The following is an 8,313-nucleotide window of genomic DNA, read 5'->3' on the forward strand; positions in this document are numbered from 1 at the left end:
GATCGCCCTTCTAGCGGCTGAGTCAGCGGCTTCAGATCGCTGGTAGACAGCACCGTGCTGCCTGTGACGTTGAGCGTAGTCACCGCGATCGTGTTTGGCGGGGTTGTAGGCTCCGGTGCTGGTTGCGCCAAGGGAGCATTGGGTACTTGCGCAGAAAACTCCAGCGTTGAAGCTTCGGGTGCGATCGAGGAGGACAGCGGCTGGGTAGAGGGCAACTGCTGATCTGAGACAGCGTCGTCAGACGCAAGCGGAGCGGGGGGCAACGCTGGATAGTCCATACCGTGCTGGGAATGCCGAAGACATCTTATTGATACGAAGGTCGCTGTAATGCATCCGCACGAAACAGAGCCCAATCCGGGAAGCTGGTATGTTCGATCGGTGCCGCATTGACGCTGCGTGCACAATTCCTGGTAATATCAGTCCGATTGAACGTGCTGAAGCGACTTTAAAAAAGATTTCTTGTCCAAGATTGTGCTCGACGTCGCTTAGCTAGCAGACGTTTGGTTGCTAGACATCACCTAGATGTATTCACTTAAACCACGAGGCAGTTTACAAGAACATTGAAAAAAGATTATTCCAGCTTCAAATATCCGTGAACTTTGTCGATCGCTCCTGACATTGCAGGGCACTCTGCGTATCATCTAGGAAATTTCTACCGCTAGCTCATTTATGTTAGGTATTCTCCCGCTTCTCCTGGCAGAGCAGCCAGTTAAACCGCTTGTTCCAACCCCAACACCTACTCCATCCGAGCTAGCCGCTCAGCAAAACCCCGAAGCCCTACGTTTACCTACTGCGATCGCGTCTCCCGAAGCGACGACCGCAAAAATATCTCCCTCCGTGCTGCCTCAGTTCAGTGGCGCCAAGCCAGAATCGCTTCCTCTGAGTTTAGAGGCTGAGAAGCTAAAAATCGCCCAGCCAGACAAGAATTGGCAACAGTGCGATCCGTCCGATATGAAGTTTTACGAGACATTAAAGCTCGATCAGATTTCGGCGATCGATCTTGGAAAAAACACAGACATTCTGGGTGAATTGGCTGAGAGCCTGACGAAAAAGCCCAAGGAAACTGAGCAGCAGTTTGCTGCCAGAAAGCAAGAACAGCAGCAAGTGATTGAAGCAAAGCTGGCAGAAATTGTCGCGAGCGATCGCGTCGAAGACCAAGCGCAGCTTCAGGCAAGCGTAGTCACCGCTGCTACAAATGCCGCTAATCAAGGCAAGTTTGAGCAGGCGCGCCGCTTAATTCAAGATCCGATCGTGTCGCCGGACGCGCAGGCAGAAGTGCTGAGCAAAATTAGCTTGCTCGAAGCCGAAAGTGCTCAAGCCGCTGTTGCTCAAGAAACCGGACGTCTCAAGCTTGCTGAGTCCCAGCGCCGTGCTGAGCGCGCACGATCTTCAATGCGCCGAATTCCAAGCGTCGTTCCCACCGCGATTCAACCGATTACCGTGGGTCCAATTAGCCTCAGCGATCGTGGACTTGGGTTTGCAGGCGCAACGCCGATCGGTCGGGACTACTACAATCGCGCGCTTCGTCCTCCCGGACGCTTGGGCAACGGCAACATCAGCCTGCTGTTTCCACTCGCGAATCCGGCACCAGTAACGTCCGCCTACGGGTGGCGATCGCACCCAGTTTTGGGCAACCAGCGCTTCCACAACGGCGTGGACATTGGTGCCCCCACAGGAACGCCCGTCCTTGCGGCTTACTCTGGTAAGGTTGCCAGCGCAGACGAAATGGGCGGCTACGGGTTAGCCGTCGTTCTGGAGCACAACAACGGCACCCAGAATACGCTCTATGCTCACCTGTCCGAAATCTTGGTCCGCCCCGGTGAGCAAGTGACTCAAGGGACGGTGATTGGGCGCGTCGGCAGCACCGGACTCTCGACCGGACCGCACCTGCACTTCGAGTTCCGTCAGCTAACCACCGACGGATGGATCACGCAAGACCCAGGACCTCAGATAGAATACGCTCTAAACCAACTGGTCAAGTCCTTGCAGACCGCTCAGCAGGGTCCCACCAAAAACGGCGGGTAAGACGGCGATCGTCTTGGGATCTGTGAGTGTGTCTGCCCCTTAAATTCAGGAGACTTCATGGCACTCACACTCGCTGATCTCAAAGACAATTTAGATGGATTGGGCTACCCCTTTGGTCCCAGAGGTTTGTTTGGCGTCGGGAGCGAAAATCAGTCCTGCGATCCCGAAGTTTTGGGTAATGTTAACTGCGGCGTTACATCCGTGCGCGACCTGCCATTCCTTGACTTCTACACCAAAGCCGCTATCTATCAGTTTCAGGTAGACAACAAACTCGCCGCCACGGGCGAAGATGGTCCTGCCCTACAGGACAAAGTTGAGCAATCGGTCCGAATTCTTCAGAACAATCTGAAGATTGTGTTGGGCAGACCGCTGCCGATCACAGGGCGATATCGCTTTGAGACTCTAAGTGCAGTCAAAGACTATCAGCGCAGCAGACGCTTTCCAATCACGGGGATTGCGACTCGTCCCGTGCGCGAACGCTTGGACCTAGACGCCCGCAACATTGTTGGCAACCCAAATCCGCCGAATCCCAATCCGCCGAATCCCAATCCGATCGATATTCGACCGCAACTGCGGTTTCTAATTGAACAGCGCAAGCGAGGGGTTCTGACTGAGCTGCAATTCATCGATGAACTGACTCGACTGGCATCCTAGAATCAGCAGGTACTGAACTTTTCAGCAGGCTTAACACAGCGCAAAGAACGGTCAAGCAATGCTCGTCCAAAGTTAAACAATTGCTGCGAACATCCCCGATCGTTTTGAGCTTCGGCATAATGAAAGTGTAAGGGACAAGGATAACGTTAACCGACTACTTTATCGCCGATCGCAATCCAAACTATCTACTCTTGAGGTGAGCACCATGAGTGTTCCAAAATTGTTTGATGACATTGTTGGATATGTCTCTGGAGCAGTGACTCGTATCTTTGGAACCAGTGATGACTCGTACCCCAATACGGGTGTCCAACCGTTTGAAGGCGATTTTAGAAAAAGAAATCGCTCAAGGGATTGGTAACAGTTTTCACTGGAAGCGTTAAGCGAACTTAGAGCTGTTTAACGTCATTCTTTACCGTTGATTGTAGGTTTGTGCTCTTCATGGATGGAAATTAGGTGTTGGTGAACGATCGAATCGATCGTTCACTTTTTTTATGAATAGTAAAGACAAGTTATCTAGAGACTAAGGGATTTGAGGCGCAGTTCGATTAACGATGTTGACGGTTTAAACCGCCTCTTACAGTTGTCTAACCAGCTAGTGACTACTCGTTCATGTTGCGATAAGTTGCCACAGCCGAAGGCGAAATTCGATTGAGATAGCGGAAGATCCAGTACTTAAAGATAGTGTCTAGAATCACTGGAAACGTGGCAATAAATAAGCCAATAAAGGCTTGATTTGCAGGCAAGCCTACGTGTCGAGCAAGTGCCTCTAACAAAACTTCCCAACCGTGTGGCGAGTGAAATCCCACGAAAATGTCAGTGAACAGAATAATAATAAACGCTTTGGCGCTGTCGCTTAGTCCGTAAACGGTTTCGTCCATAAACGATTTGAGAACGGCAATCTCGCGACGATTGGTGACAATCACCAGCGCCACGGCGACAAAGGCAGCAAGGTCCGCAAACACGTTCTTAATGGCATTGGAACTCTCGTGGCTATAGTGCTCTCCTATCTCCTGCGCTTTTTCTTTCAAGCGATTGTCCATCTGCGTTTCTGAAAGGGACTCCTCCCTGCCCAGCAGTCGCTCAAAGCGCAGTCGTTCTTCAAATATTCGTAACTCTTGCAGCGCTTCTTCTTCTAGCTCAAAATTGACAAACAGTTCTGCCTCTTCAGGATTTCGAAAGAAATCTACTACTGGACTCACCACGATCGCCTTCGATAGCTGCTGCGTTAGCAGTGGCACAATAATTAGTAGCAGAACGAATCGAATAGAAAGACGAGTTTTCTCTTTAGCGCTGCGGTAGGTTTGGACCACTTGCTCTTCCGAGTCGGGATCTAAATCGCGCCGAATGCGATTTAGCGTGCCGACAATCGATCGAGGCAAAACACCCGTTTTATCGAGGATTCCATCGCTGTTTTTTGCCTTGTTGGCTGGTTGGACAGTCCGCGCTTGACCATTTGTTGCAATGTCTAAATCGGTGTCTACTTCCGTAGCTGAATAGTCCGATACCGGCACAATTGACGTCGAGGTTGTCGATACGGTTTGATAGCGATTAATCACCTCATCGATAAACCGTAGTTTCTCTAAAATCACAGCAGAGCGCTCACGATCGCTCAGAGACGTACTGCCAGCCTGAACACTAGCAGAACCATCCGTTGCATAAAAAATAGAGCGACTTGCTTTAAATTCAGCCAGACGCAAGCGCACATTTTTTAAGTATTTCTTAAGCTCAGTTTCAAAATAGTCTGTAGTGCTATCACGGTACGAATTTGGACGAGGAACGATGGGTCTGCCGCCAAAATGCTCGTCCTCGATCGCTTTAATCATCAAGGCGGCATCATAGGCTTGATCTAGCGCCCGCTCCGGTGTTCCTTCGTACCAGCGTCGAGCGGTTTGAAGATAGCGATTCAACGTTGTTAAAAAAGATGTTCTCATTCCACCAAAACATGCAGAACTGTATCAAGTCTTAAGACTTGAGGATTTACTCTGAAGCGAAATCTATCTGAAGCGAACAACTGGCATTCTAGAACGCTACAGTTGAATTACTAAGTGATTTTAACAAAATCATCAGAGACGATTGGTGAATAACGAACCGATCTGGGTCACAGGACCCTCCCGCAGCGGCAAAACGACTTATCTGTCGAACTGGTTTCGCACTTGGAGCGAAACGAGCGATCGGCACGACGACCCACTTCCCGCTCCCGGCATTCTTGTCCTTGCTGCCATCGGCGATAACCGACTAGAGTTGAGCGATCGCCTCGCCGCCGCAACTCAAGGCAAATCTCCGTTTACGGCAACGACGCCGCTGGGATTTTTCCAGGATGAAGTGATGCTGTTCTACCCGCTGCTGGTGCAGGAGTTAAATCTGCGGGCGCAGTTTCCATTGCGGCTGGCTCCAGAAAACGAACAGGAATTGGCAACGCGCCTGTGGCAGCCTGCGATCGATCGAGCCATTGCCGACAACGCCAGCATTTCAGAAGCTCGGCTGGTGCGACGCCTGCTGGATTTGATGCAGCTTGCAGCGCTAGCAGGAACACCGCTGGACGATCTGCCGACCATTCTGACGCAGGGACTCGGCGCTCACGAAGAGCTACCGCTAGCTCCGTCAACGATCGGCGAACTGCTGCATCAGTGGCAAGCGTGGTGTCTAGACCGAGGACTGCTAACCTACGGCATTCTGACGACGCTCTACTGGCGGCACCTGCTGCCCCACCCCGTCTATCGCCAGCAGCTCGCCCAGCGCTACCGTGTGCTGCTGGCGGACGATGTGGACGAGTATCCGGCGATCGCGCGATCGGTGTTCGAGGTGCTCTTGGATCACGGAGCAGAAGCCGTATTCACCTACAATTCCAACGGAGCTGTGCGGCTAGGATTGGGTGCAGACCCGACGTATTTTGCGGGGTTGTCGGAGCGCTGTCGCATTCAGTCTCTGACTGCCCGCTTACCCTGCCTCGCGAATGAGTTGCAGGACGCGATCGTGCCGCTGGTGCTCGACCCGCTGTTCTTCTCTAGCCTTCCAGACTCGATCCAGGCAATCCAAACCACCTCGCGCGCCCAACTGCTGCGCCGCACCGCTGACCTGATTATTCAGGGAGTGCATACCCAGCAGGTGCAGCCCCGCGACATTGCCGTGATTGCTCCCGGTATGGACCCGATCGCTCGCTACAGCCTTCGAGAAATTCTCACAAAGCACAAGATTCCAGTTGAATCCCTAAACGACCAGCACGCTGTCACTAGTTCCCCGATCATCCGTGCCCTGCTGACGCTGCTAACGCTGGTCTATCCTGGCTTGGGGCGACTGGTCGATCGCGATGCGGTGGCAGAAATGCTGGTGGTTCTGAGCCAGCAGCGGGAGGGACAGACGGGGTCTGATTCAACATCCACTCCCCGCTCCGCCATTGATCCCGTTCGCGCTGGACTCCTGGCTGACCACTGCTTTGTTCCTCATGCCGATCGTCCCCGTCTGCTGCCTGCGACTACGTTCTCTCGCTGGGATCGGCTAGGCTACCAGGCAACTACGGCGTATCAAACGATTGTGGAGTGGATTGAAGTGCAGCAAACTCAGCTAGAGCAGCGCTTGATCCCTAGCCCGATCGTGCTGTTGGATCGGGCAATTCAGGGCTTTCTGCTGGGTGGCAGTGCGCTTCCTTACGATCAGCTTTCTGCCCTGCGGCAACTGATTGAAGCGGCTCAGCACTACTGGGAAGTGAGCCGTCGCCTGCGGCAGCACGATCGCGCGGAGCCTCCTGCCGCCATGACCGTCAGTCGCTTTATCCAACTGCTGCGGAGCGGTACGGTTACATCCAATCCGTTTCCGGTACGTCCGATCGGTCCTGCTAGCAATGCGGTGACGCTGGCGAATGTGTTCCAGTACCGCGCCAGCCACCGTGCCCATCGCTGGCAGTTCTGGATGGATGCGGGGTCTACTCGCTGGCTGAGCGGTGTGGATGCGCTGTTTGGAGCACCGCTATTTTTGCAGAACTGGTCTGGGCGTCCGTGGACGGCGGCGGATACGCTGCGATCGAATGAGAGCCGTCTGCAACGAATTCTGCTAGATCTGCTGGCACGCACCGAGGAGCGAGTCTACCTGTGCCACAGCGACTTGGCAACTAGCGGGCAAGAACAAACTGGAGTGCTGCTGTCGTTGGTCAACGCGGCTGTGCCGCTACAAGGATAGATCGCTAATAGCAGCAGGCAGACAAAAACAACTTTAACTCGATCAACTTCGTTCAATCGTTAGGCTCTGTTGCTCCGGTGTAGATGTAGATGCGCGTGCCCAAGCGGTTCACGATCGTCCGGAATAGCCAGCACGGTAAGTGTAGTCTCTTCGTAGAGGACAGTGTAGGCAGTTTTCTCTTCGCAGCGTTGCCATGTTATTCCTGTCTTCATGAGTTCCTTGTATGCGGCGTCAAACGATTTTCCCTTGGTTTCCTTCCGTTGTGCTGGTGCTGTTGGCGGCGTGCGCTCCGTCAGAACCGCCTCAAAGCAAAATTTCGCCCTCGGCTCCGGTGCTGGAGCCTGCCCAGCCTGCGTCGCCTCAGCCTAGCCCACCGCCGATTGTTAAACGCCCAACGCTTTCGCCTAGTGTGAAGCAGTCACCAGAGAATCGCGTTGCGTCCAGTCCCTCACCAAACGCTGCCCCATCGAACCCAACAGCACCCCGTCAGCCAACCTTTCGGACGGCAGAACGCATGGCAGGCTTTTCCGCTGATGGTCGCCACTTCATCTATTTAGAAAGTTCGCGAGATACGGGCGCAGGGATTCCCAAGTCGTCGCTTCAAGTGGTGGATGTGTCGTCAGGTGCCTGCGCAACCAATGGCTGTCTAGAAACGCGCTATCGCGAAGCCGATGCGGAACGGACGATCGCCGATGCTGAAGCCGACTTGCTGAAGCAAAGCTGGAAAGTTCGGCAGGACTTAAAACTAACACCCCCGGTGACTGGAACCGAGTTGCCACTCACCGCCCGATCGCGGACCCCAGACGGAACCGAAACCGTCAGCGTGCGGCTCAACGACGGCAAGCTGCTTCAGCTTCGACTGCTTCAAAAACGGCAGACTGCCGACGATCGTGCGGCAATGCAGCTTGCCGTTACCTACGATGGACAGCAGCAATCGATCGACTCGCTGGATAACTTCCGCAATGTGGTGGACTACTCGATTCGATCGGTGCGGCTCTCGCCGAATGGCAGCCGAATCGCCGTTCTAATCACCGCAGCCAAGCCAACCTTCGAGGGAACGTTGGGTACCACGATCGTGCAGGGCTTTGAGCTGCAGTGACGGCACGAATTCAAAACGGATTCCAATCTATGCCGGACGATTACTACCGTGCGGTAGACGCGCAACTGAAGCCGCAAGGCTACAGTAGAAACGTAACGAATAAAGCTCTATAAAACTTCTACAGTACGCGACCGATTATCTTGAAACTCTATCCGCAAACGCCTCTGGTTAATATGACCAGGGGCGTTTGCAATTGAGGGGTTAGCCAATCGCTATTTCCGCAGTAAGGCAGACCAGGTAGAGGGACCAACGACGCCGTCGGCTTCAAGCCCAAATCGCCGCTGAGCCGCTCTTACAGCGGTTTGCGTTTCAGCACCAAACACGCCATCGATCGCGCCTTCAAACACGCCGATCGTTCGCAG

General features: G+C 53.6%; 6 protein-coding genes and 1 pseudogene. 4 read left to right on the forward strand and 3 right to left on the reverse strand.

Translation table 11 applies throughout. The annotated features are described in order from the left end of the window. Positions 1–278: pseudogene (locus tag H6F43_RS09320) on the reverse strand (ShlB/FhaC/HecB family hemolysin secretion/activation protein); the annotation flags it as partial. A gap of 391 nt (positions 279–669) precedes the next feature. Between H6F43_RS09320 and H6F43_RS09325 the strand changes: the two are divergent. Then, positions 670–2,025 (forward strand): M23 family metallopeptidase, encoded by a 1,356-nt coding sequence (locus tag H6F43_RS09325; RefSeq protein WP_190342513.1) that lies wholly within the window; start codon positions 670–672, stop codon positions 2,023–2,025. A gap of 57 nt (positions 2,026–2,082) precedes the next feature. Beyond that, complete coding sequence (locus tag H6F43_RS09330; RefSeq protein ID WP_190342514.1) at positions 2,083–2,679, forward strand: peptidoglycan-binding domain-containing protein; 597 nt, start codon at positions 2,083–2,085, stop codon at positions 2,677–2,679. A gap of 599 nt (positions 2,680–3,278) precedes the next feature. Here H6F43_RS09330 and H6F43_RS09335 read toward each other — a convergent pair. Beyond that, positions 3,279–4,586 carry a proton extrusion protein PcxA gene (locus tag H6F43_RS09335; RefSeq protein ID WP_242025461.1) on the reverse strand — a complete coding sequence of 436 codons (1,308 nt, stop codon included), beginning with the start codon at positions 4,584–4,586 and terminating at the stop codon, positions 3,279–3,281. A 169-nt stretch (positions 4,587–4,755) separates the two neighbouring features. Here H6F43_RS09335 and H6F43_RS09340 point away from each other — a divergent pair, with 169 nt between their 5' ends. Next, a complete protein-coding gene (locus H6F43_RS09340) occupies positions 4,756–6,852 on the forward strand; it encodes a recombinase family protein (RefSeq protein WP_190342516.1) in 2,097 nt (698 codons plus the stop codon). 223 nt (positions 6,853–7,075) lie between these two features. Continuing rightward, positions 7,076–7,951, forward strand: coding sequence for a DUF2259 domain-containing protein (locus H6F43_RS09345; protein ID WP_190342517.1), 876 nt, complete (start codon positions 7,076–7,078; stop codon positions 7,949–7,951). Between the two features lie 212 nt (positions 7,952–8,163). Here the strand turns inward: H6F43_RS09345 and H6F43_RS09350 are convergent, their stop codons facing one another. Beyond that, a complete protein-coding gene (locus H6F43_RS09350) occupies positions 8,164–8,313 on the reverse strand; it encodes a peptidoglycan-binding domain-containing protein (RefSeq protein ID WP_242025462.1) in 150 nt (49 codons plus the stop codon).

This window comes from Leptolyngbya sp. FACHB-36, from assembly GCF_014695955.1.
Lineage (GTDB): Bacteria > Cyanobacteriota > Cyanobacteriia > Leptolyngbyales > Leptolyngbyaceae > FACHB-36.

What these genes read in the sequence shown, in the direction of transcription:
- H6F43_RS09330 (WP_190342514.1), top strand. Translation starts at nt 2,083, where the DNA reads ATGGCACTCACACTCGCTGATCTCAAAGACAATTTAGATGGATTGGGC.
- H6F43_RS09325 (WP_190342513.1), top strand. Translation starts at nt 670, where the DNA reads ATGTTAGGTATTCTCCCGCTTCTCCTGGCAGAGCAGCCAGTTAAACCG.
- H6F43_RS09345 (WP_190342517.1), top strand. Translation starts at nt 7,076, where the DNA reads ATGCGGCGTCAAACGATTTTCCCTTGGTTTCCTTCCGTTGTGCTGGTG.